Raw genomic sequence first — 23,350 nt, 5'->3', positions numbered from 1 at the left:
AAATAATAGTGGAGAAAAAAGAAATATCTAAACTTTCTAACTTTTATTATAAAGCAATTGTTCGCATGTATGAAATACTTTCCGTTATAATGAAGGATAAAGTGAAACTTTAATTAGTGTGAGGATGTTTCCACGCGCTAATGATTAGCCCGCACCAATTGGACTTTTACTGCACGTTAATGCGGAATCAAGTGAAGAAGTTGAATAAAAAGGAGATTATACATATGCATGAGCAAATTTTAGGAGCAATTAAAGAGTTTGATACGATTATTATTCATCGTCACGTACGTCCAGATCCAGATGCACTAGGTTCACAGGGCGGTCTTAGTACAATTCTACAAGAATCGTTTCCAGAGAAAAATATTTATACGGTTGGGTATAATGAACCGTCACTAGCATACTTACGAGTAATGGATGATATTGAAGATAGTGTATACGAAAATGCACTTGTTATCGTTTGTGATACCGCGAACCAAGAACGTGTTGACGATCAACGCTATACAAAAGGGAAAATGTTAATCAAAATTGATCATCACCCAAATGAAGATCCATATGGAGATATTACATGGGTAGATACGACAGCAAGTTCTACAAGTGAAATGATTTATGAGTTTTACAGTTATGGAAAAGATAAAGGATTACAAATAACAACAGAAGCTGCTCGCCTTATTTTAGCAGGAATTGTTGGAGATACAGGACGTTTCTTATTCCCGAATACAACAGCAAAAACACTTCGTTACGTAAGTGAGCTTGTTGATATGGGTGTGAAATTCACAGATTTATACAATGAAATGTATAAGACGAAAGAAAAGATCGCTCGTTTAAACGGCTATATTTTACAGAATTTTACGATGGTAGAAGAAGGAGCAGCTTACATTAAATTAACGAAAGAAGTATTAGAAGAATTTGATGTACTTCCTTCTGAAGCATCTGGTGTTGTTGGAGCGCTTGGTAATATTGATGGATTAAAGGCATGGGTTCTATTCTTAGAGGAAGACGATGTGATTCGTGTTCGCCTTCGTTCAAAAGGACCAGTGATAAATAAATTAGCAATGCAATATAATGGCGGAGGGCATCCGATGGCTTCTGGTGCAAAAGCATCTTCTTGGGAAGAAGCGGATCGTCTGTTTGCTGATTTACGTGAGATTTGTAAATAAGAGAGTATATATTAAAACGAAAAGAAGGAGTGGCGCTAAAGCCCTCCTTCTTTATTTTTCTTTCTCTATAGCAATGCTAATTTCAAGCACGGTATCGAAAGATATGGTGTCGACTTTAAAACGATATAGACGATCGTAATGTTTATACGTTTTATTTTCGATTGCTTTTTTGAGTAGGTCTTTATTTTTTGCGATACTTTGTATGTTTTTCGTTAAAAGATGCTGGAGGTCATTATGGATAGAAGTGGTCATATTTTCGAGTGTAAGGTTGTCTAAATCGTATTTTTCCCGATTTATAATTTTTATTTTAATCTCTTGAATGGTTAAGAGCCGTTTATTTTCTGTATTCAATTTTTCTTGATCTTCGAGAAGGACGTGGAGCTTTGCTTCTTGTTTTTCTATAATTTCTCTTTGTTCTGCTATTTTACTAGTTTGTTCTTCTTGAAAAACACCGTATATGTACAAAAAAATGAACCAGCTCAACACGCCCCCAACAGCAGCACCAGCTAAAACTAAATACCATCTTTTTGCTGTATTGGCACTTGGTACTCTCATACATGTTCCTGCGTTAGCCATTTAATAATAGTAAGACCGGTTTGCATACCACCCGTTGCGAAAAAAATAAGGAGAATTTGTTTTACGATATCTTTCATATCCCCGCCAAAAAAACTTCTTTCAAAGCTATAAAAGGTATCAAATGTTCCGCCAATCGCTGCAACGAGTGCCCAAATTCTTAAATTTTGGGCGAATTGATTAATGTAAGTTAGAGTTGGTTTTCCGATAAGAAATGCACCAAATCCACCAATTAATGAACCACCAAGTATAACCCCAAAGGCAATAAAATAACTAATAATAAGCAGAGAGAAAAAAGTATGTTCTCTTACATCCATCGTCATTCCCCTTTCTTCTTCATATATATGGACAAAGTATAAGAAGTATGTTTTGATTTCCGCTTTCCTCTTCACCTATAATAAAAGTAGTCAAATAGGTAAAGAGAGGGTACAACAGTGAAGTTTGTGCATTTACAATGTCAAACCGTTTTTAGTTTATTAAAAAGTGCTTGTAAAATTGATGAGCTTGTAGTCAGGGCGAAAGAGCTCGGTTATTCATCGTTGGCTATTACAGATGAAAATGTTATGTATGGCGTTATTCCGTTTTATAAAGCATGTAAGAAACATGATATACAGCCTATTATCGGTTTAACAGCTTCTATTTTTAGTGAAGAAGAAGAAAAGTCTTATCCGCTTGTCTTACTCGCTGAAAATGAAATGGGCTATCAAAATTTATTAAAGATTTCTAGTAGCATTATGACAAAGTCAAAAGAAGGTATTCCTAAGAAATGGCTTGCGCATTATGCGAAAGGGCTAATTGCTATTTCACCAGGTAAAGATGGGGAAATTGAACAATTATTATTAGAAGACAAAGAAAGTCAGGCTGAAGAAGTAGCTCGCACATATCAAAATATGTTCGGCAATTTTTATATGAGTTTGCAGCATCATGCGATTCAAGATGAACTGCTCCTGCAAGAGAAATTACCTGAATTTATGAGTAGGATAAATGTTCCAGTCGTTGCAACAAACGATGTACGCTACATCAATCAAAGTGACGCACTTGTTCATGAATGTTTATTATCTGTTGAAAGTGGAACGAAAATGACGGATCCAGATAGACCGAGGCTGAAAACAGATCAATATTATTTAAAATCATCAGATGAAATGGAAGCACTATTTTCTCACGTAGAAGAAGCGATTTATAACACAGTAGAAATTGCAGAACGTTGCAGAGTAGAAATACCGTTTCATGTAAATCAATTACCGAAATTCCCTGTTCCAGCTAACGAAACAAATGATATGTATTTACGCCGCGTTTGTGAAGAAGGGTTGCAGAAACGTTATGGTACGCCGAAAGAAGTACATATAAAGCGTTTGAATCATGAATTAAACGTTATTTCTAGTATGGGGTTTAGTGATTATTTCCTCATCGTATGGGATTTTATGAAGTATGCGCATGAAAATCATATTTTAACAGGGCCAGGCCGTGGATCGGCAGCTGGCTCACTCGTTTCTTACGTATTAGAAATTACAGATATTGATCCAATTGAATACGATCTATTATTTGAAAGGTTTCTAAACCCTGAACGTGTGACACTTCCAGATATTGATATCGATTTTCCGGATATAAGACGTGATGAGATGATTCGATATGTGAAAGATAAATATGGTCAGCTTCGTGTTGCACAAATTGTAACGTTCGGGACGCTTGCAGCGAAAGCGGCAATTAGAGATATTGCGCGTGTAATGGGGCTTCCGCCGCGAGATATTGACATATTCTCAAAACTTATCCCATCAAAGCTTGGTATAACGTTAAAAGATGCATATGAGGAATCGCAATCACTTCGTGAGTTTATACAAGGGAATCTTCTGCATGAGCGTGTGTTTGAAATTGCAAAACGTGTAGAAGGCTTACCACGTCATACGTCTATCCATGCAGCTGGCGTTATTATGAGCCAAGAGCCGTTAACCGGAAGTGTTGCAATTCAAGAAGGGCATAACGATGTGTATGTTACGCAATACCCAGCTGATGCATTAGAAGAACTTGGATTGCTCAAGATGGACTTTTTAGGATTACGTAATTTAACGTTACTTGAAAATATTATAAAGTTTATCGTGAAAAAGACTGGGACACAAATTGATATAAGAAATTTACCACTTCAAGATGAAAAGACGTTCCAATTGTTAGGTAGAGGGGACACAACAGGTGTATTCCAGCTTGAATCAGGTGGTATGCGAAATGTACTTCGCGGGTTAAAACCGAATGAATTTGAAGATATTGTCGCTGTTAACTCGTTATATAGACCAGGACCGATGGAACAAATTCCAACCTTTATTGAATCAAAACACGGAAAAAGACAAATTGAATATTTACATCCAGATTTAAAGCCGATTTTAGAAAGAACATACGGTGTAATTGTATACCAAGAACAAATTATGCAAATTGCGTCGAAGTTGGCGGGATTCTCGCTTGGAGAAGCAGATTTATTACGCCGTGCAGTGAGTAAAAAAAATCGTGATATTTTAGATCAGGAACGTAAGCATTTTGTACAAGGGTGTTTACAAAACGGTTATGACGAGACATCCGCAGAGAAAATTTATGATTTAATTGTAAGATTTGCGGATTACGGTTTTAACCGAAGTCACGCTGTAGCCTACAGTATGATTGGATATCAGCTTGCTTACTTAAAAGCGAATTATACGCTGGAATTTATGACAGCACTATTATCAAGTGCAATTGGAAATGAAGATAAGATTGTACAGTATATACGAGAAACGAAGCGAAAAGGTTTTCACGTTTTGCCGCCGTCCCTTCAGAGGAGTGGTTACAATTTCCAAATAGAAGGCAATGCGATACGTTATAGTTTACTTTCCATTCGGAATATCGGAATGGCTACAGTGACAGCTTTGTTAGAAGAACGAGAGAAAAAAATGTTTGAAGATTTATTTGAATTTTGTCTTCGCATGCCATCAAAGTTTGTAACAGAGCGAAATTTAGAGGCGTTCGTTTGGTCTGGATGTTTTGATGACTTTGGCGTTTCAAGAACGAATTTATGGAAAAGTCTTAAAGGGGCGTTAGAGTACGCAAACCTTGCACGTGATTTAGGAGATGCGGTTCCAAAATCAAAATATGTACAAGGAGAAGAACTCCCTTTTATTGAACAATTAAATAAAGAGAAGGAAGCACTAGGTTTTTATTTATCAAGTTATCCGACAGCGCAGTATGTGAAGTTAGCGAAAGAATTAGAAATTCCATCTCTCGCGCAAGCAATGAGACATAAGAAAAAAGTACAAAGAGCTATCGTGTATATAACAAGCGTGAGAGTGATTCGTACGAAAAAGTTGCAAAAGATGGCGTTTATTACATTTTGTGACCAAAATGATGAAATGGAAGCAGTGCTTTTCCCTGAAACGTATATACATTTCTCAGATAAGTTACAAGAAGGAGCGATTGTTTTAGTTGACGGCATGATTGAGCTTAGAAATCATAAGTTGCAATGGATTGTAAATGGACTATATCCGTTAGAAGAAATGGATGTGTATGAAGAAAAGAAAGATGCATCTGTTTACGTGAAATTGCCGTCTCAGTATGAGAAAAAGCTTTTGAATCAGGTTACTAAAATATTGTTTGACTATTCAGGTTTTGCGAAAGTACTAATTTATTATGAAAAGGAACATAAAATGGTACAATTATCTCGAAGTTTATCGATTCATCCAAGTGAAGAATGTTTAGGAGCACTTCGTGAAATTGTCGGGGAAGAAAATGTAGTTGTGAAAATATAATGGACAATTTCCCTACACTTCGATTATTATAGTAGTAGTGTTCGTGGTCAGACCACTTGGAGAAATTGATATCAGCTAGAATAATTTGAGGAGAGTGGATAGTTTGTCAACACTTCGTGAAGAAGCACTTCACATGCATAAAGTGCATCAAGGAAAATTAGAAACTGTATCAAAAGTAAAAGTAGAAAATGCAAAAGATTTAAGCCTTGCATATTCTCCAGGGGTTGCAGAGCCTTGTAAAGAAATTTATGACGATAAAAGTAAGGTATATGAATATACAATGAAGGGAAATATGGTAGCAGTTGTGACAGATGGAACGGCTGTACTTGGTCTTGGAAACATTGGACCTGAAGCATCTCTTCCAGTAATGGAAGGTAAAGCTGTATTATTCAAGAGCTTTGCTGGTGTAGATGCATTCCCGATTGCCTTAAATACAAACGATGTAGATAAAATTGTTGAAACTGTAAAATTAATGGAGCCAACTTTTGGCGGCGTTAACTTAGAGGATATCGCAGCACCAAACTGCTTCATTATTGAAGAACGTTTGAAAAAAGAAACAAATATTCCTATCTTCCATGATGATCAACACGGAACAGCTATCGTAACAGTAGCGGGTCTTGTGAACGCGCTAAAATTAGTTGGAAAGAAAATGTCTGACATTAAAGTTGTCGCAAATGGCGCAGGTGCAGCAGGTATCGCAATTATTAAACTTTTATATCGCTATGGCGTACGCGACATTATTATGTGTGACCGTAAAGGGGCAATCTATGATGGTCGTCCTACAGGTATGAATCCGGTGAAGGATGAAGTTGCAAAATATACAAATAAGAATCGTATCGAAGGTTCTTTAGCTGATGTTGTACAAGGTGCGGACGTATTCATTGGTGTATCTGCAGAAGGTGCATTAACAGAAGAGATGGTTCGTACAATGAATGACGATGCAATTATTTTTGCAATGGCGAATCCAGTTCCAGAAATTATGCCAGAATTGGCAAAAGCAGCGGGCGCAGCTGTTGTTGGAACGGGTCGTTCTGACTTTGCAAACCAAGTAAATAATGTACTAGCGTTCCCTGGTATTTTCCGCGGTGCACTTGACGTTCATGCGACACAAATTAACGAAGAAATGAAGATGGCAGCTGTACAGGCTATTGCTGAGCTTGTAGCAGAAGATGAGTTAAATGCAGACTATATCATTCCAGCACCGTTTGACGCGCGTGTAGCGCCTCAAGTGGCAGCTTACGTTGCGAAAGCAGCAATGGAAACAGGAGTAGCTCGCCGTCAAGTAGATCCAAATGAGATTGCTGAGAAAACAAAACAATTAGCGCTGATTGGTAAAGAATAAGCGAGGAATTTCCATTGACATCATCAAACACAAAAGTATATCTCGAAATTGTAAAAAAAATCCGTTCCATTATGGGAGAGGATGGATTGGTAGCGGGGGATCGTTTGCCGTCTGAGCGTGAGTTAAGTTCACGTTTAAATGTAGGGCGTTCCTCTGTAAGAGAAGCGTTGCGTGCTTTAGAACTTGTAGGATTGATTGAAACAAGACGTGGTGAAGGGACGTTTATTCGAAACTTTTACGATAACGGTCTTGTACAATTGATTGCTCCGTTCTTGCTGCAAGATGAGAAAACAATTCGTGATTTATTACAAACAAAACGATTGCTTGAGAAAGATATGATTCGAATTGTATGTAATTTACCGAAAGAAACGTTTTCTAAAGTGCTAAGTAAGTTACATCAAGTGCTTGAAGAAAATGAAAATTCAATTCCGACGCTTCATCAAACGTTCTTTAAAACACTTATTGAACAAGTCGATAATTATTTACTATATCGCATTTGGATGATCGTAAATGATTACGTAGCAACTCTTTCTTGTAAAGTTTCAGGAGATTCTATCGATATGTATAGAAAGCTTTATGCTACTTTGGAAGAAAAACAAGAAAATGATGCACTAAAAATTTACGATGAATTAGTAGAGAATATACAGTTTCACTCGTAATGTATAAAATTTGTCGAAATGACCATGACACGTTATGACAAACATTCTATCGCGTAGCGGTTAAAGTTAAACGTAAAGAGTGAGGTTATTAGACAGATTGAGAAGATAAGGCTAACATCAAACTTTGGTGTTAGCCCAATTTTCTTCTTACGCTAACCTTAGCTCTCAACGAAGGGGGTCAAATTGTGCTAAGAGATTTATTCGTGAAAAAGAAAAAGTATGCTGCAATACCTTCAGAACAAGTACGAAAAGATGTACCAGATGGCGTTATGACAAAATGTCCGAAATGTAAAAAAATCATGTATACGAAAGAACTTCTAAAAAATTTAAAAGTATGTGTGAATTGTGGATATCATCATCCTATGAATGCATGGGAACGTCTTGATAGTATATTGGACGAAGGGTCATTCCGTGAGTATGACAAAGAAATGGTTTCATTAAATCCACTCGAGTTTCCAGATTATGAAGAGAAACTAGAGAGCGATCGTAAGAAGACTGAATTGAACGAAGCGGTTGTAACTGGTGAAGGAACAATTGATGACATGCTTGTTGTTGTTGCAGTAATGGATTCTCGTTTTCGAATGGGGAGCATGGGCTCTGTTGTAGGAGAAAAAATTGCCCGTGCGGTTGAAAAGGCATACGACTTACAAGTTCCATTTATTATCTTTACTGCTTCGGGTGGTGCCCGTATGCAAGAAGGGATATTAAGTTTAATGCAAATGGCAAAAACAAGCGTAGCTTTGAAAAAGCATAGTAATGCAGGAGGATTATTTATTTCTGTTATGACTCACCCAACGACGGGCGGGGTTTCAGCAAGTTTCGCTTCACTTGGTGATTATAATCTTGCAGAACCAGGGGCACTGATCGGATTTGCTGGTAGACGTGTAATTGAACAAACTGTGCGTGAGAAACTACCGGAAGATTTCCAAACGGCAGAATTCTTACTAGAACATGGTCAATTAGATGCGGTGGTGCATCGTGATGATATGAGAGAATCGCTCCGTAAGATTTTAGAAGTTCATCAAGGAGGGGAAATGGCTGTATGGCAGAGCTAGAATTTGAGAAACCAGTTGTTGAGCTAAGAAATAAGATTCGTGAACTGAAAGACTATACGAAAAACAGCCAGATGGACTTCAGTGAGGAGATTCGTATTTTGGAAGACAAGCTAGAAAAATTAGAGGAAGATATATACGGCAATATGAAAGTATGGGACCGTGTTCAAATTGCTCGTCATGCAGAACGACCGACAACGCTCGATTATATTGAGCACTTATTTACTAATTTTTTTGAATGTCATGGAGATCGCCTATTTGGCGACGATGCAGCGATTGTCGGCGGCATTGCGAAATATAAGGGGATGCCTGTAACTGTAATTGGGCACCAACGCGGAAAAGATACGAAAGAAAATATTCGTCGTAATTTTGGGATGCCTCATCCAGAAGGATATCGAAAAGCACTGCGTCTAATGAAACAAGCGGAAAAGTTTAATCGTCCTATTATTTGTTTCATCGATACGAAGGGAGCTTATCCTGGTAAAGCAGCTGAAGAGCGTGGACAAAGTGAGGCAATTGCCCGTAATTTATTTGAAATGGCGGGTTTAACTGTACCTGTTATTTGTATTGTTATCGGTGAAGGTGGTAGCGGTGGTGCGTTAGGTCTTGGAGTAGGAGATTACATTCATATGCTAGAAAATTCCACGTATTCTGTTATTACACCAGAGGGTGCGGCAGCAATTCTTTGGAAAGATGCTAGTAAAGCAAAAGAAGCTGCAGAAGCGATGAAAATTACAGCAGCGGATTTGAAAGAATTAGGTGTAATTGACGAAATTATTCCAGAGGCAAAAGGCGGAGCACATCGTAATCTTTTAAAACAATCAGAAAACATAGATTTAATGCTTAAAAAAACTTTTGAACAATTAAGCGGAATTTCGAAAGATGAATTAATCGAAAAACGTTATGAAAAATATATGAAAATTGGGCAAGTTTCGTTTTCAAACGCTTCCATTGGGATAAAATAAGAAAAGCGTGCGTTCCTCTTCGCGAATGCACGTTTTTATTATGAAAAGACACATCTTCTCCATTGTGTTTTTATATTTTTTCGTGTTATTTTATTATAAGGCAAATAATCTTTATGAGGTGAGTACAAATGAAACGTATTGGTGTATTAACAAGTGGTGGAGATTCACCTGGTATGAATGCTGCCATTCGTGCAGTTGTTCGTAAAGCGATTTTCCATGATATTGAAGTATATGGTATTTACCATGGATACGCTGGATTAATTTCTGGTCACATTGAAAAATTAGAACTTGGTTCTGTTGGCGATATTATCCACCGCGGTGGTACGAAATTATATACAGCAAGATGTCCTGAGTTTAAAGACCCAGAAGTACGACTAAAAGGTATCGAGCAATTAAAGAAACACGGTATCGAAGGACTTGTTGTTATTGGTGGAGATGGTTCTTACCAAGGCGCTAAAAAATTAACTGAACAAGGATTCCCGTGTGTTGGTGTACCAGGTACAATTGACAATGATATCCCTGGAACAGACTTCACAATTGGTTTCGATACAGCTCTAAACACTGTTATTGATGCAATTGATAAAATCCGTGACACAGCTACATCTCATGAACGTACATATGTTATCGAAGTAATGGGACGTCACGCTGGTGATATCGCATTATGGGCTGGTTTAGCTGATGGTGCAGAAACAATCTTAATTCCAGAAGAAGAGTATGACATGGATGATGTTATCGCTCGTCTGAAGCGCGGTAGCGAACGTGGTAAAAAACACAGTATTATCATTGTGGCTGAAGGTGTTGGAAGTGCAATTGACATCGGTAAGCACATTGAAGAAGCAACAAACTTTGATACTCGCGTAACTGTATTAGGTCACGTACAACGTGGTGGATCACCAAGTGCGCAAGACCGTGTATTAGCAAGTCGTCTTGGCGCAAGAGCAGTTGAATTATTAATTGCTGGTAAAGGTGGACGTTGTGTAGGTATTCAAGATAACAAACTTGTTGATCATGATATTATCGAAGCGTTAGCTCAAAAGCATACAATCGATAAAGATATGTATCAATTATCTAAAGAATTATCCATCTAATCGGCTTAATGTCGGATATTTGGGAACGGTTTCATAATTTTCGGAGGTGCAATATGCGTAAAACTAAAATTGTATGTACTATAGGTCCTGCTAGTGAAAGTATTGAGAAATTAGAACAATTAATGGAAGCGGGTATGAACGTTGCTCGTTTAAACTTCTCTCATGGTAGCCATGAAGAGCACGGCGCTCGTATTAAAAACATCCGTGAAGCTTCAAAGAAAACTGGTAAAACAGTTGGTATCTTACTTGATACAAAAGGTCCAGAAATTCGTACTCATGACTTCGTAGACGGACAAGCTGAGCTTGTAACAGGTGCAGAAGTAGTTCTTTCTACTGAGCAAGTATTAGGTACTGCAGAGAAGTTCTCTGTATCTTATGCTGGTCTTTATGACGATGTAGACCCAGGTTCTCGTATTCTAATCGATGACGGTCTTATCGAACTAGAAGTAATCGAAAAAGCTGACGGAAACATCCGTACAAAAGTTCTTAACAGCGGAACTGTAAAAAATAAAAAAGGTGTTAACGTACCAAACGTAAGCATTAAGCTTCCTGGTATCACTGAAAAAGACGTAAAAGATATCATCTTCGGTATCGAGCAAAAAGTTGATTTCATCGCAGCATCTTTCGTTCGTAAAGCATCTGACGTATTAGAAATCCGTGAATTATTAGAAGAGCATAACGCTCAATACATCCAAATCGTACCAAAAATTGAAAACCAAGAGGGTATCGACAACATCGATTCAATCTTAGAAGTTTCTGACGGTTTAATGGTAGCTCGTGGTGACATGGGTGTAGAAATTCCACCAGAAGAAGTACCATTAGTACAAAAACGTCTAATCAAAAAATGTAACGTGTTAGGTAAACCAGTTATTACTGCGACACAAATGTTAGATTCTATGCAACGTAACCCACGTCCAACTCGTGCGGAAGCAAGTGACGTAGCTAACGCAATCTTCGATGGTACAGATGCGATTATGCTTTCAGGTGAAACAGCTGCTGGACAATACCCAGTAGAAGCAGTAACTATGATGGCTAACATTGCAGTACGTGTTGAAAAATCATTACAATATGAAGATATGTTCAAAAAACGTATTAAAGAGTTCACTCCAACAATTACAGATGCAATTAGCCAATCTGTTGCGCATACAGCACTTGCTCTTGATGTAGCTGCAATCGTAGCTCCAACAGAAAGTGGATATACTGCGAAAATGATCTCTAAATACCGTCCGAAATCTCCAATCGTTGCTGTAACATCTGACGAGCAAGTAGGACGTCGTCTTGCACTTGTTTGGGGTGTACAAGCATTTATGGCTGAGAAGCGCGCAGCTTCTACTGACGAAATGTTAGATACAGCAATTCAAACAGGTATGGATGCAGGTCTAATCGGACTTGGAGACACTGTTGTAATCACTGCTGGTGTTCCGGTTGCTGAAACTGGTACAACAAACTTAATGAAAATCCACGTTGTGGGTGAAGAAGTTGCTAAAGGACAAGGAATCGGACGTAAAGCTGCGAAAGGTAAAGTAGTTGTAGCAAAAACAGCTGCTGAAGCTGTAGCGAACGTAAACGAAGGTGATATCCTTGTTACAACAAGTACTGATAAAGATATGATTCCTGCAATCGAAAAAGCTGCTGCTCTAGTTGTAGAAGAAGGCGGTCTAACAAGCCATGCTGCTGTTGTAGGCGTATCAATCGGTATTCCTGTTATCGTTGGTGTAAACGGCGTAACAGCAACTTTAAAAAATGGCCAAGAAGTAACAGTTGATGCAGCGCGCGGAATTGTTTATAATGGACATGCGGAAGTGCTATAAGTAATACGAAGAGAAGGATCGGAGTCCTTCTCTTTTTTTTACACAAAAAATAAGTTAGAACTAGCTTGAAACGCCTGAAATTGCTTTTAAAAGCTGTTTACTATGAGTTTGATACGGAAATGTATTAGGTTTTTACATGGTGTATACAGGTGTTGTGAGGGTGTTTAAAGTGATGATATATGGAAGGAGTGTAGAACTGTGAAATGGTTACTATTCTTGTTTATTTTAATACCGGCGATTGAGATTATAGTCTTAATTGGATCAAGTCATGTAGTAGGTTTATGGTCTACGTTCGCTATGATTGTATTTACGGGTGTTGTAGGTGTCTATTTAGCGAAAAGGCAAGGGTTTAAAGTGCTTGGAGAGATTCAATCTAAGCTGAATAGAGGAGAAATGCCAGGAGGGGCAGTGCTAGATGGTATTTTTATCTTTGTAGGAGGTATTCTTTTAGTGCTTCCTGGATATGTAACGGATATAATGGGTTTTATCTTTGTTATTCCTGTGACGAGGGCTTTGTTGAAACCGTTTGTTATGAAGTGGATGGAATGGAAGTTTAGAAAGAACTCTACTATTATTGTGCAGAAATAGTACTTAGATTATAGCGATCTAAGTACTATTTTTTTTTGCCTGCAAAAGGATGAGAGGCTGGTCAAAGTTCTGTTAATTAAAGTTTTAATTTATTATATGTACTGTGTATTTATGTGATTTTAGGGTTTGGTGGCTCGTAATGAGTGTGTTGTAGGAAGATCCTTCTGAACTAAAGTTTATTTTTAAGTATAAAATGAATCAATTGGTATGGAAAAAAGTTAGATAAGAGTAGGGGATTGTTAGTTTAAGTCTCATTCCACGCTATTTTGTATATTTATTCATTTACATAAAAAGCAATAAATGTAAGTAATAATTATAAAATAAATAGAATAAATATGTAAAAATACCTCGAAATATGTGTTTTTATGCAAAAAAACAAGAGGATTATCCTTTTTTTCGGTAAATCCTCTTGTTGTATGTAATGAGTGTGAAAAATAAGTACAAGGAATAATCAGTGGGAAATGCCCACTGATTACATGTAAGTTTTTTGTTGTATATGAATTAGAAACTATTATTTTGAAGGTGAGCCTTTAATATATTTCCACAAATCATGGAATACACGAGCTTTGTGCAATGTATTAAGTAATACTAAGATGACTGGACCGATGATTAATCCTAAAAAGCCGAAGAGTTTAAAGCCGACAAATAGAGCGATCAGTGTTGCTAATGGATCGAGGCCGATATTAGATGAAAGCACTTTAGGCTCCATAATTTGTCTTTGGACAATCACGACGATGTATAAAATGAGAAGACCGATGGCGAAAGCAGTGTCGCCAGTGAAAAATACGTATATAACCCAAGGAACGAAGACAGCTCCTGTTCCTAAATACGGGAGTAAATCTACAACTCCTGTAATAATCGCGATCGTAATGGCGTATGGTACGCGTAATATTAAAAGGCCGATTAGTACAATAACAGTTGTCATAGATACGAGCGTTAGTTGTGCTTTAACAAAACCAAATAAAGCTTTTCTTAAATCGACAAAAATAGTTTTTCCATAGCCGTGAACACGGGTGGGTAAAAATTTTCTTACTTTTTGAGCAAGAAGATGCCAATCGTAACTAATGAAGAAAGTGGCTAATAAAACGAATACAAGGACAGTTAACGTTGTTGGTAGTGCACTAATGAAATTTGTTAACCCGCTTATAATAGCTGATAAAAGATCTTTCATTTGCGTCGTTGCTTCGGTTCCTAAGTTTTGAATGTTTTGTGTAATCGTATAGCGCTGTGGTTCCCCAAGATGATTAAATTTAGAAATTAAATCATCATAGAGAGGCATAATATGATTAAGTGCAAACTGCTGAGCGAAGGTAACGATATCCGGAAACTTTACTGTAACAAGTTGTAGTAAGTATGTTGTGGCAGATATGGCTTCCGTTACAAGGTATGTAACGAGTCCGACGATAGCTCCGAACACGAGAATTAAGCTAACGAGCACAGCTAGTGCACGAGGAAATTGTAGTTTTTGATTAAGGAAATTGACGACAGGGTTAATCAAATAAGCAAATGCGAAAGCGATAATAAAAGGATAGATAAGTCCTGACATATATAGTAATGCATAGAACCCGACTACCGTCGCTACGATGACAAATATGAGTCGCAATATCATATATAGTAAGTTTCGATTCAAAGATGTATACCTCCCATTCCAATTTGGATTATCTTGATTCGTTCAACTTATAACGAGTGTAATGCACTGATTAAAGTTTCACGTTATGTTATAGTGGAATGATGGATTTTTTCCTGCTTTTTCAGTATATGAGTGACTGTAAAAGCTCGATGTTGATGCTTCTACTATATGGTAAAAACTTCATTTTCTCTTCTTTTTATTTTACCTGTTTCTTATTAGAAAAGAAAGAAGAGACGATCGTTTTCAAACATGTATACATGCTTGAATTTTTTTGGTGAAAGTCTCGTTTTTCAATTTTAAAATGCATAAAAAATTGAAGGTGTTATTGATAAATAGGCATCCGTATATCATGTATAACGATCGGTTTAAAGGTATTTTTGTTTGGAAATGAGTTCATTATTTTCAGAAAGGAAGTGCAAACATGATTAGTCAGTCAACGTTATTTTTATTCATACTACTTATTATAGGACTTATTGCGAAAAACCAATCGCTTACTGTAGCTATTGGTGTGTTATTTTTATTGAAATTTACGTTTCTAGGAGATAAAGTCTTTCCTTATCTACAAACGAAAGGGATTAACCTCGGTGTTACGGTTATTACAATAGCGGTACTCGTACCGATTGCAACGGGGGAAATAGGGTTTAAACAACTTGGAGAAGCAGCGAAGTCGTATTATGCATGGATTGCTTTAGCTTCAGGGGTAGCGGTTGCTTTGCTAGCGAAAGGCGGCGTACAATTATTGACAACGGATCCTCATATTACAACTGCGCTCGTTTTCGGGACAATTATAGCAGTTGCTTTATTTAATGGGGTTGCTGTAGGGCCATTAATTGGGGCTGGAATTGCCTATGCAGTTATGAGTATTATACAGATGTTTAAATAAGGAATTTTATAGTAATATAAAAATTTTGAATTCTTTCTGTTCACAAAAGTCAGATAATTGTTTATAATAGGATTAGAAACTTTGAAAAGTTACATAACAGCAGAGACTTTACACCAGATAAAATAAAAACAACATAAAACAATTTTATAATGATATTGTTTTATGTTGTTTTTATCATAAAACTCTTCGGAATTAATTTTCCTCACTAACTTGTTGTTTTGAGCGTGAGGATTCGGGGAGACATTCACGCTCATGCTTTCCATGTAGACAATGGACAATAAGAGGGGAACATCGCAACAAATTTGCATGATCGTGCATTTTGCTTGCCTAAAGAGTGAACGGGCGTTCATAATTCAAAAGGGGAGCAAATAGATATAAGGAGCAAGGTTGGGAGAATTTTCAGGAAAAGGAGAGAATGTCATGACTGTTATTCGAGGTTTAGAAGGGGTAGTAGCAACAACATCATCTGTGAGCTCTATTATTGATGATACATTAACTTATGTTGGGTATAATATTGATGATTTAGCTGAGAATGCTACGTTTGAAGAAGTAGTGTACTTATTATGGCACCGCAAGCTTCCTAATGAAAAAGAACTAGCGGAATTTAATGAAATTGTATGTGAATACTATAAAGTTCCAGGTGAGATTTTAACATATTTGAAACAAGTAGATTTAAAAATCGCACATCCGATGTCTGTTTTACGAACTGCAATTTCCATGCTATCATTATACGATGAGAGCGCTGAAATTATGGATGAAAAGTCCAATTATTTGAAAGCGGTTAAATTGCAGGCGCAAGTGGGAACTTTAGTTGCTGCTTATGCAAGAATTCGTAAAGGTTTAGATATTGTTGAGCCTAGAAACGATTTATCATTAGCTGCAAACTTCTTGTACATGTTAAATGATCGCGAGCCAAATGAAGTTGAAATTGAAGCTTTTGATAAGGCGCTTGTACTTCACGCAGATCATGAGTTAAACGCTTCTACATTTACTGCACGCGTTTGTGTAGCTACACTTTCAGATGTGTATTCTGGTATTACAGCAGCAATCGGTGCATTAAAAGGTCCTCTTCACGGCGGGGCAAATGAAAATGTAATGAAGATGTTAACTGAAATTGGTGAAGAAGAAAATGTAGAATCATATATTCATAATGCTCTTCAAAATAAAGTGAAAATCATGGGCTTTGGCCACCGTGTATATGAGCAGGGTGATCCGCGTGCAAAACATTTACGCGAAATGTCTAAGAGATTATGCGTGCTTTTAGGAGAAGAAAAATGGTATAATATGTCTATCAAAATTGAAGACATCGTAACAAAAGAAAAAGGTCTTCCACCAAATGTTGATTTCTATTCAGCTTCTGTATACCATTGTTTAGGAATTGACCATGACTTATTTACACCTATTTTTGCAATTAGCCGTATGTCAGGCTGGTTAGCTCATATTCTAGAACAATATGAAAACAACCGTTTAATCCGTCCGCGTGCAGATTATAATGGACCAACACATCAAGTGTATGTTCCAATTGCACAACGATAAGCGAATAACACTATTTCGATAGTAAAAATACGCTTTCAAAAGTCTGATTTTTTCGGAAAGATGTAATGATTAGAATATTTTAATTTGACTAACGGTTTGAACTGAGGGGTTATTCCCTCAGTTTCATACATATGAAATTTCAAACATGGGGGTTATCACATTGACGACAGGTGAAAAAATTACTGTAACTAATGGTGTTATGAATGTACCAAACAATCCGATTATTCCATTTATCGAAGGAGATGGAATTGGTCCTGATATTTGGGCAGCTGCATCTCGTGTACTAGAAGCAGCAGTTGAAAAAGCTTATGATGGTGAGAAGAAAATCGTTTGGAAAGAAGTGCTTGCAGGGGAAAAAGCATTCAACCAAACAGGCGAGTGGTTACCAGAAGAAACTTTAAATTTAATCCGTGAATATTTAATCGCGATTAAAGGTCCACTTACAACTCCAGTTGGCGGTGGTATTCGTTCTCTAAACGTAGCACTTCGTCAAGAATTAGATTTATATGTATGTCTACGTCCAGTTCGTTATTTTGAAGGTGTTCCTTCACCTGTAAAACGTCCGGAAGATACTGATATGGTTATTTTCCGTGAAAATACAGAAGACATTTATGCTGGAATTGAATATGCACAAGGATCTCCAGAAGCAGAAAAAGTTCTTGCTTTCTTAAAAGAAGCAATGGGTGTTAATAAAATCCGCTTCCCAGAAACATCTGGTATTGGTATTAAACCAATCTCGGAAGAAGGGACAAAGCGTCTTGTTCGTGCTGCAATTCAATATGCAATTAACGAAAAACGCTCTTCTGTTACATTAGTTCATAAAGGAAACATTATGAAATTTACAGAAGGTGCTTTCAAAAACTGGGGTTACGAAGTAGCGGAACAAGAATTCGGCGACAAAGTATTTACTTGGGCTGAATATGATCGCATCGTTGAGAAAGATGGTAAAGATGCAGCGAATAAAGCGATGGCAGACGCTGAAGTGGCTGGAAAAATCATCGTAAAAGATTCTATTGCAGACATCTTCTTACAACAAATTTTAACGCGTCCACGTGAGTTCGATGTTGTTGCAACAATGAACTTAAACGGAGACTACATCTCTGATGCACTTGCTGCACAAGTAGGTGGAATTGGTATTGCACCTGGTGCAAATATTAACTATGTGACTGGACATGCTATCTTTGAAGCTACACACGGTACAGCTCCAAAATATGCAGGTTTAGATAAAGTAAACCCATCTTCGGTTCTTCTTTCTGGTGTATTATTATTAGAGCATTTAGGATGGAACGAAGCTGCGAAATTAGTAACTGCTTCAGTTGAGAAAACAATTGCTTCAAAAGTAGTAACTTATGATTTCGCACGCTTAATGGAAGGTGCAACAGAAGTGAAATGTTCTGAGTTCGCTAATGAACTTATTAAAAACATGGATGTAGCGATAATCAAAAACGCATAATTAAAGCGGGGGGTAAATTATGACAATCAAACGCAAGAAAGTTTCAGTCATCGGTGCAGGATTTACAGGAGCAACAACAGCATTCTTATTAGCACAAAAAGAACTTGCAGATGTTGTATTAGTGGACATTCCACAACTGGAAAATCCAACAAAAGGGAAAGCGTTAGATATGTTAGAAGCGAGCCCAGTACAAGGTTTTGATGCTAACATTATTGGAACATCTGACTACGAAGATACTGCTGATTCTGACGTTGTCGTTATTACAGCAGGTATTGCACGTAAGCCTGGTATGAGCCGTGATGACTTAGTAGCAACAAACTCTAAAATTATGAAAAGTATTACGCGCGACATTGCAAAACATTCACCAAATGCGATTATTGTTGTATTAACAAATCCAGTTGATGCAATGACATATTCTGTATTTAAAGAAGCAGGATTCCCGAAAGAGCGTGTTATTGGCCAATCGGGCGTATTAGATACAGCTCGTTTCCGTACATTCATCGCGCAAGAATTAAATCTTTCTGTGAAAGACATTACAGGATTTGTTCTTGGAGGACACGGTGACGATATGGTACCTCTTGTACGTTATTCTTATGCAGGTGGCATTCCGTTAGAAACGTTAATTCCGAAAGAGCGTTTAGAAGCAATCGTAGAACGTACCCGTAAAGGTGGCGGCGAGATTGTAGGCTTATTAGGAAACGGTAGTGCATATTACGCACCAGCTGCTTCTTTAGTTGAAATGACAGAAGCAATCTTAAAAGATCAACGCCGTGTATTACCGGCTATTGCGTACCTTGAAGGTGAATATGGTTATAGTGACCTTTACTTAGGGGTACCAGTAATTCTAGGTGGTAACGGAATTGAAAAAATTATTGAATTAGAACTTCTTGCAGATGAAAAAGAAGCGTTAGATCGCTCTGTAGAATCTGTACGTAATGTTATGAAGGTTCTTGTTTAATAATTAAATATAAGCGGAAAAAGATTCGGGGTCCCGAATCTTTTTCTACTATTTATTGAAATGTTTTTTTGAAATAATATGAAAACGCTATCATTTGTAATATCCTATAATGAAACTATAGATTTATACTATACATTGCCCTCATCATAGTAAATTTCGGATAAGGTATCGCTTTTAGTAGGATGATAAGGTGAAAAAATCGGAGGGGGTTGTAACATGTTAAAGAAAAAAGTTCAAATTGGTCGTAAAATGGATGAAATTACAGTAGGAGAGAAATTATCTATCACTGAAAAAATTGAGGATAAAGATTTGTTATTGTACTTAGGGTTAACGAATGATGCCAATCCATTATATATTCAGCATGATTACGCATCCCAAACTCCGTATGAAAAGCCGATTGTACCAAGCATTATGCTAACTGGAATGATTACAACGGCAGTTACGAAATATTTACCAGGTCCAGGTAGTCATATTACGAGAAAGGACCTTACATTCGTGAAGCATGTTCACCATTATGAAACGTTACAAATCCACTTTGAAGTTGTGGCTGTTTCTGAGGAGGAACATACAATTGATATGCTTGTATCTGCTCATGACGAAAAAGGGAATACTGTTGTGAAAGGCTCATTAACGGTAACGCCACCTTATAAATCAGTCTCTATTATGGAAAAAGCATTAGATAATTTTTAAAACATGAAAATATGAATAGCGCTAGCGTACCTTTTATAAGGGTGCTAGCGCTATTTTTAGTTGAAGAATCCCTCTTTGAACCCTTCAGCGAAATCTGAACAACCTGTTTTAATCGTATCCCAGCTTGGTACGTTAAAAGTAAGGAAACATGTTACTACTAAAGTTAAAATAGGTAGTAATATTCGCATAATAGCCCCCCTGTATAATATTTATTTATATATTAAAATTAATAATATATTCATTGGTAATTGAAGTCAATTAAAGGGGTGGTTTTTTAAGATGAGGTGGAAAAGAGAAAAAGTTATCTTTGATACGATAAGAGAAGCTGAAGTGTGGGCAGACGGGGTCGCAAATGAAATGTATGAAAGAGTATTTAATGGATATGAAACGCTAGACTATAAAATTGCATATGCTCTCACGTTTTTTTAAGCGCAAAATCGAGAATTTAATATCCATACGAGTGTTGAGTTTAATAACGATATAAAAGTGCATAAAGTATGGGTCACAACAAGTTAATTGCGCAATCCGAATTCGTGAATAGACAATTATATTGAGAGGGACCTTGTTTTCTAGTATGATGAGAATAACGGGGAAAATACTAGGATGAAGAAGGTTTCAAGTCTATAACTTGGAGGAAAAGAATGAACAATCGTATTTTAGTAGTTGATGATGAGGAGTTTATCTTAACTTTAATCGAATTTAATTTACAACAAGCTGGTTTTGAAGTAATAACAGCGATGGATGGTGAGATGGCGCTTCAAAAAGCGACAACAGAACGTCCAGATTTAATTATATTAGATTTAATGCTTCCGAAAATGGATGGTATGGAAGTGTGTAAAGAATTACGATTGCAGCGTATTATGACGCCGATTTTAATGTTAACAGCAAAAGATGATGAGTTTGATAAGGTGCTAGGTCTTGAACTTGGGGCAGATGATTATATGACGAAGCCATTTAGCCCAAGGGAAGTTGTCGCTCGTGTGAAGGCGATTTTGCGTCGTACGAAATTACAACAAGAAGAGCAAGTTGCAGAAACGTCAGATGAAGAGAGCATCATGATTGCTGAACTTAAAATTTTACCAGAGTTTTATGAGGCATATTTCCAAGGAAGAAAGCTTGAATTAACACCAAAAGAATTTGAATTACTTGTTTATCTTGCGAAAAATAAAAGTCGCGTGTTGACACGTGATCAATTATTAAGTGCTGTATGGAATTATGATTTTGCTGGTGATACACGAATTGTTGACGTTCATATTAGCCATTTGCGCGATAAAATTGAACAAAATACGAAAAAACCGACGTACATTAAAACGATACGTGGTTTAGGATATAAATTAGAGGAGCCAAAAGGGGATGAATAAATTTCGTTCCAGGCTTCTTTTTACATTTGTTTCTCTTATTGTGTTTATTTTAGTCGGACTCGGTTTATTGCTAGAAACCGTGTTTGAAAACTACTATATAGATCATGCCAAAGAGAGAATGGTAAAAGAGACAGAGTATGTTGCGGTATTAGCAGAAGAACAAGGTTTTGATGATGTTTTAAAAAATCCATATGTATTTGAAAAGTTAGAAGAAAAAATACAGGCTTCTATTGCATTTGTAGATGAAAAAAAGAAAGTTCAATATAGCGGGGGAGAACAGTCTGCGTTTAGCCAAGGAATAATTAAAGAACTTTCCTCTGAAACAACAAAGCAAAGAAATAAAGTCATTACGAAAGAAACAGATCAGAATAACGAATTTTACCATGCGGTATTCGTTCAAGATATAGCAGGGAAACAAGGGTACATTTTGGTAAAAAGTACAATTGAGCCTTTGAAAGCTGTTCATCAAAAAACGTGGGGATTATTAATTATCGGATTTGTTATCGCTTGTCTCGTAGTTGTATTTTTAGGTATGAAAATTACAGGGCAATATATTAGGCCAATTGAATCTGTTACGAAAGTTGCTATTGAATTAGCGAAAGGGAATTATAAAGCGCGCGCTTATGAAAGTCATTCGGATGAAACGGGAATGTTAAGTAAAGCGATTAATATTTTAGCCCGTAATTTACAAGAGATGACACTTGAGCAAGAAATGCAACAAGATCGTCTGCATACGTTAATTGAAAATATGGGAAGTGGAATGATTTTAATTGATAGCCGCGGTTATATAAACCTTGTAAACCGTTCGTATAAGGAGACCTTCCATGTAACAGATGAAGAATATTTAGATCGATTATATTATGAGTCGTTTCATCACCCGGAAATTATAGAGCTTGTAGAAGAAATCTTTATGACAGAAGTGAAAGTGCGTAAACAAATGTTATTGCCACTTGGAATTGAGCGAAAGCATTTCGAGGTATATGGGGCACCGATTATCGGGACGAACCATGAATGGAAAGGGATTGTCCTTGTATTCCATGACATTACTGAGCTGAAAAAGTTAGAACAAATGAGAAAAGACTTTTTAGCGAATGTTTCTCATGAACTAAAAACGCCGATTACTTCTATTAAAGGTTTTTCAGAAACACTCTTAGACGGTGCTATGGATAATAAAAAATTCTGCGAACATTTCTTGCACATTATTTTAAAAGAAAGTGAACGTATGCAAGGATTAATTGAAGATTTATTAGATTTATCAAAGATTGAGCAACAAGGATTTAAATTAAGTATGGGGACCGTTGATATGAAGGGACTTCTTGAAGACATTCATATGGTGCTTGATAATAAAGCAGGAGAAAAAGAAATCTCCTTACAAGTAAATACGATAAAACGTGTCTCTGTCATTGGAGATCCGAGTCGTTTGCAGCAAATCTTTATTAATTTAATGAATAACGCAATCGTATATACGCCGGCTGGAGGCGTTGTTTCTGTAGAATTAGCAGAAGATAAATATAATGCTTATATAAAAGTATCGGATACTGGAATTGGTATTAGTAAAGATGAAATTCCGCGTATTTTTGAACGCTTTTACCGAGTGGATAAAGCGAGAAGTAGAAATACTGGTGGTACAGGCCTTGGATTATCAATTGTAAAGCATTTAGTAGAGGCACATCACGGTACAATTACAGTGGATAGTGAAGTTGGGGAAGGGACAACATTTACAGTTGTTTTACCAAAATCAGCAACTGAAAAATAGGATGAAGGATGTTTACAATATATTAACAATGGCTTAATTAAATATTAATAAAGCTCTGTTAATATAATACATGAAAACCCCTTCATC

The 23,350-nt window shown here is 36.8% G+C and carries 20 protein-coding genes and 1 pseudogene; 17 read left to right on the top strand and 4 right to left on the bottom strand.

From position 1 onward, the window contains the following. Positions 1–224 precede the first annotated feature (224 nt). A complete protein-coding gene (locus tag ACQVV1_RS20380; RefSeq protein ID WP_063224717.1) occupies positions 225–1,157 on the top strand; it encodes a DHH family phosphoesterase in 933 nt (310 codons plus the stop codon). A 51-nt stretch (positions 1,158–1,208) separates the two neighbouring features. On the opposite strand, the gene ytrI is transcribed toward ACQVV1_RS20380, so the two are convergent. Together ytrI and ytrH are read right to left on the bottom strand one after the other, a co-directional pair. Further along, a complete protein-coding gene (gene ytrI, locus ACQVV1_RS20375; protein ID WP_063224718.1) occupies positions 1,209–1,712 on the bottom strand; it encodes a sporulation membrane protein YtrI in 504 nt (167 codons plus the stop codon). Further along, a complete protein-coding gene (ytrH, locus tag ACQVV1_RS20370) occupies positions 1,709–2,122 on the bottom strand; it encodes a sporulation membrane protein YtrH (RefSeq protein WP_286676864.1) in 414 nt (137 codons plus the stop codon). Before ytrH ends, ytrI begins: the two co-directional genes overlap by 4 nt. 42 nt (positions 2,123–2,164) lie before the next feature. Between ytrH and dnaE the strand changes: the two genes are divergently transcribed. From dnaE to ACQVV1_RS20330, 8 genes are all read left to right on the top strand, one after another. Next, positions 2,165–5,491, top strand: a complete 3,327-nt coding sequence (dnaE, locus tag ACQVV1_RS20365; protein WP_242252520.1) for a DNA polymerase III subunit alpha — start codon at positions 2,165–2,167, stop codon at positions 5,489–5,491. Positions 5,492–5,624: 133 nt separating this feature from the next. Continuing rightward, positions 5,625–6,833 carry an NADP-dependent malic enzyme gene (gene ystJ / locus ACQVV1_RS20360; RefSeq protein ID WP_161796084.1) on the top strand — a complete coding sequence of 403 codons (1,209 nt, stop codon included), beginning with the start codon at positions 5,625–5,627 and terminating at the stop codon, positions 6,831–6,833. Between the two features lie 14 nt (positions 6,834–6,847). Beyond that, complete coding sequence (locus tag ACQVV1_RS20355) at positions 6,848–7,492, top strand: FadR/GntR family transcriptional regulator (protein ID WP_309259406.1); 645 nt, start codon at positions 6,848–6,850, stop codon at positions 7,490–7,492. Positions 7,493–7,677: 185 nt separating this feature from the next. Continuing rightward, positions 7,678–8,547, top strand: a complete 870-nt coding sequence (accD, locus tag ACQVV1_RS20350) for an acetyl-CoA carboxylase, carboxyltransferase subunit beta (protein WP_060632501.1) — start codon at positions 7,678–7,680, stop codon at positions 8,545–8,547. After that, positions 8,535–9,509, top strand: coding sequence for an acetyl-CoA carboxylase carboxyl transferase subunit alpha (accA, locus tag ACQVV1_RS20345; protein ID WP_063224721.1), 975 nt, complete (start codon positions 8,535–8,537; stop codon positions 9,507–9,509). The genes accD and accA overlap by 13 nt, the downstream gene beginning before the upstream one ends. A 128-nt stretch (positions 9,510–9,637) precedes the next feature. Then, positions 9,638–10,597, top strand: a complete 960-nt coding sequence (pfkA, locus tag ACQVV1_RS20340; RefSeq protein WP_000821156.1) for a 6-phosphofructokinase — start codon at positions 9,638–9,640, stop codon at positions 10,595–10,597. 53 nt (positions 10,598–10,650) lie between these two features. Then, on the top strand, positions 10,651–12,408 hold the full coding sequence (gene pyk, locus ACQVV1_RS20335; protein WP_199678070.1) for a pyruvate kinase: 1,758 nt from the start codon (positions 10,651–10,653) through the stop codon (positions 12,406–12,408). A 198-nt stretch (positions 12,409–12,606) separates the two neighbouring features. Further along, positions 12,607–12,996, top strand: coding sequence for an FxsA family protein (locus ACQVV1_RS20330; RefSeq protein ID WP_431169436.1), 390 nt, complete (start codon positions 12,607–12,609; stop codon positions 12,994–12,996). Between the two features lie 511 nt (positions 12,997–13,507). On the opposite strand, the gene ytvI is transcribed toward ACQVV1_RS20330, so the two are convergent. Next, a complete protein-coding gene (gene ytvI, locus ACQVV1_RS20325) occupies positions 13,508–14,626 on the bottom strand; it encodes a sporulation integral membrane protein YtvI (protein WP_063224724.1) in 1,119 nt (372 codons plus the stop codon). 421 nt (positions 14,627–15,047) lie between these two features. Here ytvI and ACQVV1_RS20320 point away from each other — a divergent pair, with 421 nt between their 5' ends. From ACQVV1_RS20320 to ACQVV1_RS20300, 5 genes are all read left to right on the top strand, one after another. Continuing rightward, entirely contained in the window at positions 15,048–15,509 is a 462-nt protein-coding gene (locus ACQVV1_RS20320; protein WP_000625507.1) for a DUF441 domain-containing protein, read from the top strand. A 387-nt stretch (positions 15,510–15,896) separates the two neighbouring features. After that, positions 15,897–17,045 carry a citrate synthase gene (gene citZ / locus ACQVV1_RS20315; protein ID WP_142332791.1) on the top strand — a complete coding sequence of 383 codons (1,149 nt, stop codon included), beginning with the start codon at positions 15,897–15,899 and terminating at the stop codon, positions 17,043–17,045. 160 nt (positions 17,046–17,205) lie between these two features. Next, positions 17,206–18,498: an NADP-dependent isocitrate dehydrogenase gene (gene icd / locus ACQVV1_RS20310; protein WP_000206898.1), complete on the top strand. Its 1,293-nt coding sequence runs from the start codon at positions 17,206–17,208 to the stop codon at positions 18,496–18,498. 19 nt (positions 18,499–18,517) lie between these two features. Further along, the gene (gene mdh / locus ACQVV1_RS20305; protein WP_000153242.1) at positions 18,518–19,456 is read left to right on the top strand and encodes a malate dehydrogenase; all 939 of its coding nucleotides are present in this window, start codon (positions 18,518–18,520) and stop codon (positions 19,454–19,456) included. A gap of 216 nt (positions 19,457–19,672) precedes the next feature. Next, positions 19,673–20,146, top strand: coding sequence for a MaoC/PaaZ C-terminal domain-containing protein (locus ACQVV1_RS20300; protein WP_063224726.1), 474 nt, complete (start codon positions 19,673–19,675; stop codon positions 20,144–20,146). A gap of 56 nt (positions 20,147–20,202) precedes the next feature. On the opposite strand, the gene ACQVV1_RS20295 is transcribed toward ACQVV1_RS20300, so the two are convergent. Next, positions 20,203–20,334, bottom strand: a complete 132-nt coding sequence (locus tag ACQVV1_RS20295; RefSeq protein ID WP_001993614.1) for a hypothetical protein — start codon at positions 20,332–20,334, stop codon at positions 20,203–20,205. A gap of 91 nt (positions 20,335–20,425) precedes the next feature. Between ACQVV1_RS20295 and ACQVV1_RS20290 the strand changes: the two are divergent. The 3 genes and pseudogenes from ACQVV1_RS20290 to phoR all read left to right on the top strand — a co-directional run bounded on the left by ACQVV1_RS20290 (position 20,426) and on the right by phoR (position 23,263). Next, positions 20,426–20,662 (top strand): annotated as a pseudogene (locus ACQVV1_RS20290) (hypothetical protein). A 125-nt stretch (positions 20,663–20,787) separates the two neighbouring features. Next, a complete protein-coding gene (phoP, locus tag ACQVV1_RS20285) occupies positions 20,788–21,507 on the top strand; it encodes a two-component system response regulator PhoP (protein ID WP_060632494.1) in 720 nt (239 codons plus the stop codon). Next, positions 21,500–23,263, top strand: coding sequence for a sensory box histidine kinase PhoR (phoR, locus tag ACQVV1_RS20280; protein ID WP_242252522.1), 1,764 nt, complete (start codon positions 21,500–21,502; stop codon positions 23,261–23,263). The genes phoP and phoR overlap by 8 nt, the downstream gene beginning before the upstream one ends. Positions 23,264–23,350: the final 87 nt, after the last annotated feature.

This window comes from Bacillus basilensis (assembly GCF_050630465.1).
Lineage (GTDB): Bacteria > Bacillota > Bacilli > Bacillales > Bacillaceae_G > Bacillus_A > Bacillus_A basilensis.
This window is presented reverse-complemented; position numbering and strand designations above follow the sequence as displayed.

Bases quoted from the DNA above. Each gene is read 5' to 3' on its own strand.
- ACQVV1_RS20380 (WP_063224717.1), top strand. From the start codon at position 225: ATGCATGAGCAAATTTTAGGAGCAATTAAAGAGTTTGATACGATTATT.
- ytrI (WP_063224718.1), bottom strand. From the start codon at position 1,712: ATGAGAGTACCAAGTGCCAATACAGCAAAAAGATGGTATTTAGTTTTA.
- ystJ (WP_161796084.1), top strand. From the start codon at position 5,625: ATGCATAAAGTGCATCAAGGAAAATTAGAAACTGTATCAAAAGTAAAA.
- accA (WP_063224721.1), top strand. From the start codon at position 8,535: ATGGCAGAGCTAGAATTTGAGAAACCAGTTGTTGAGCTAAGAAATAAG.
- pfkA (WP_000821156.1), top strand. From the start codon at position 9,638: ATGAAACGTATTGGTGTATTAACAAGTGGTGGAGATTCACCTGGTATG.
- pyk (WP_199678070.1), top strand. From the start codon at position 10,651: ATGCGTAAAACTAAAATTGTATGTACTATAGGTCCTGCTAGTGAAAGT.
- ACQVV1_RS20320 (WP_000625507.1), top strand. From the start codon at position 15,048: ATGATTAGTCAGTCAACGTTATTTTTATTCATACTACTTATTATAGGA.
- mdh (WP_000153242.1), top strand. From the start codon at position 18,518: ATGACAATCAAACGCAAGAAAGTTTCAGTCATCGGTGCAGGATTTACA.
- ACQVV1_RS20300 (WP_063224726.1), top strand. From the start codon at position 19,673: ATGTTAAAGAAAAAAGTTCAAATTGGTCGTAAAATGGATGAAATTACA.
- ACQVV1_RS20295 (WP_001993614.1), bottom strand. From the start codon at position 20,334: ATGCGAATATTACTACCTATTTTAACTTTAGTAGTAACATGTTTCCTT.
- phoP (WP_060632494.1), top strand. From the start codon at position 20,788: ATGAACAATCGTATTTTAGTAGTTGATGATGAGGAGTTTATCTTAACT.
- phoR (WP_242252522.1), top strand. From the start codon at position 21,500: ATGAATAAATTTCGTTCCAGGCTTCTTTTTACATTTGTTTCTCTTATT.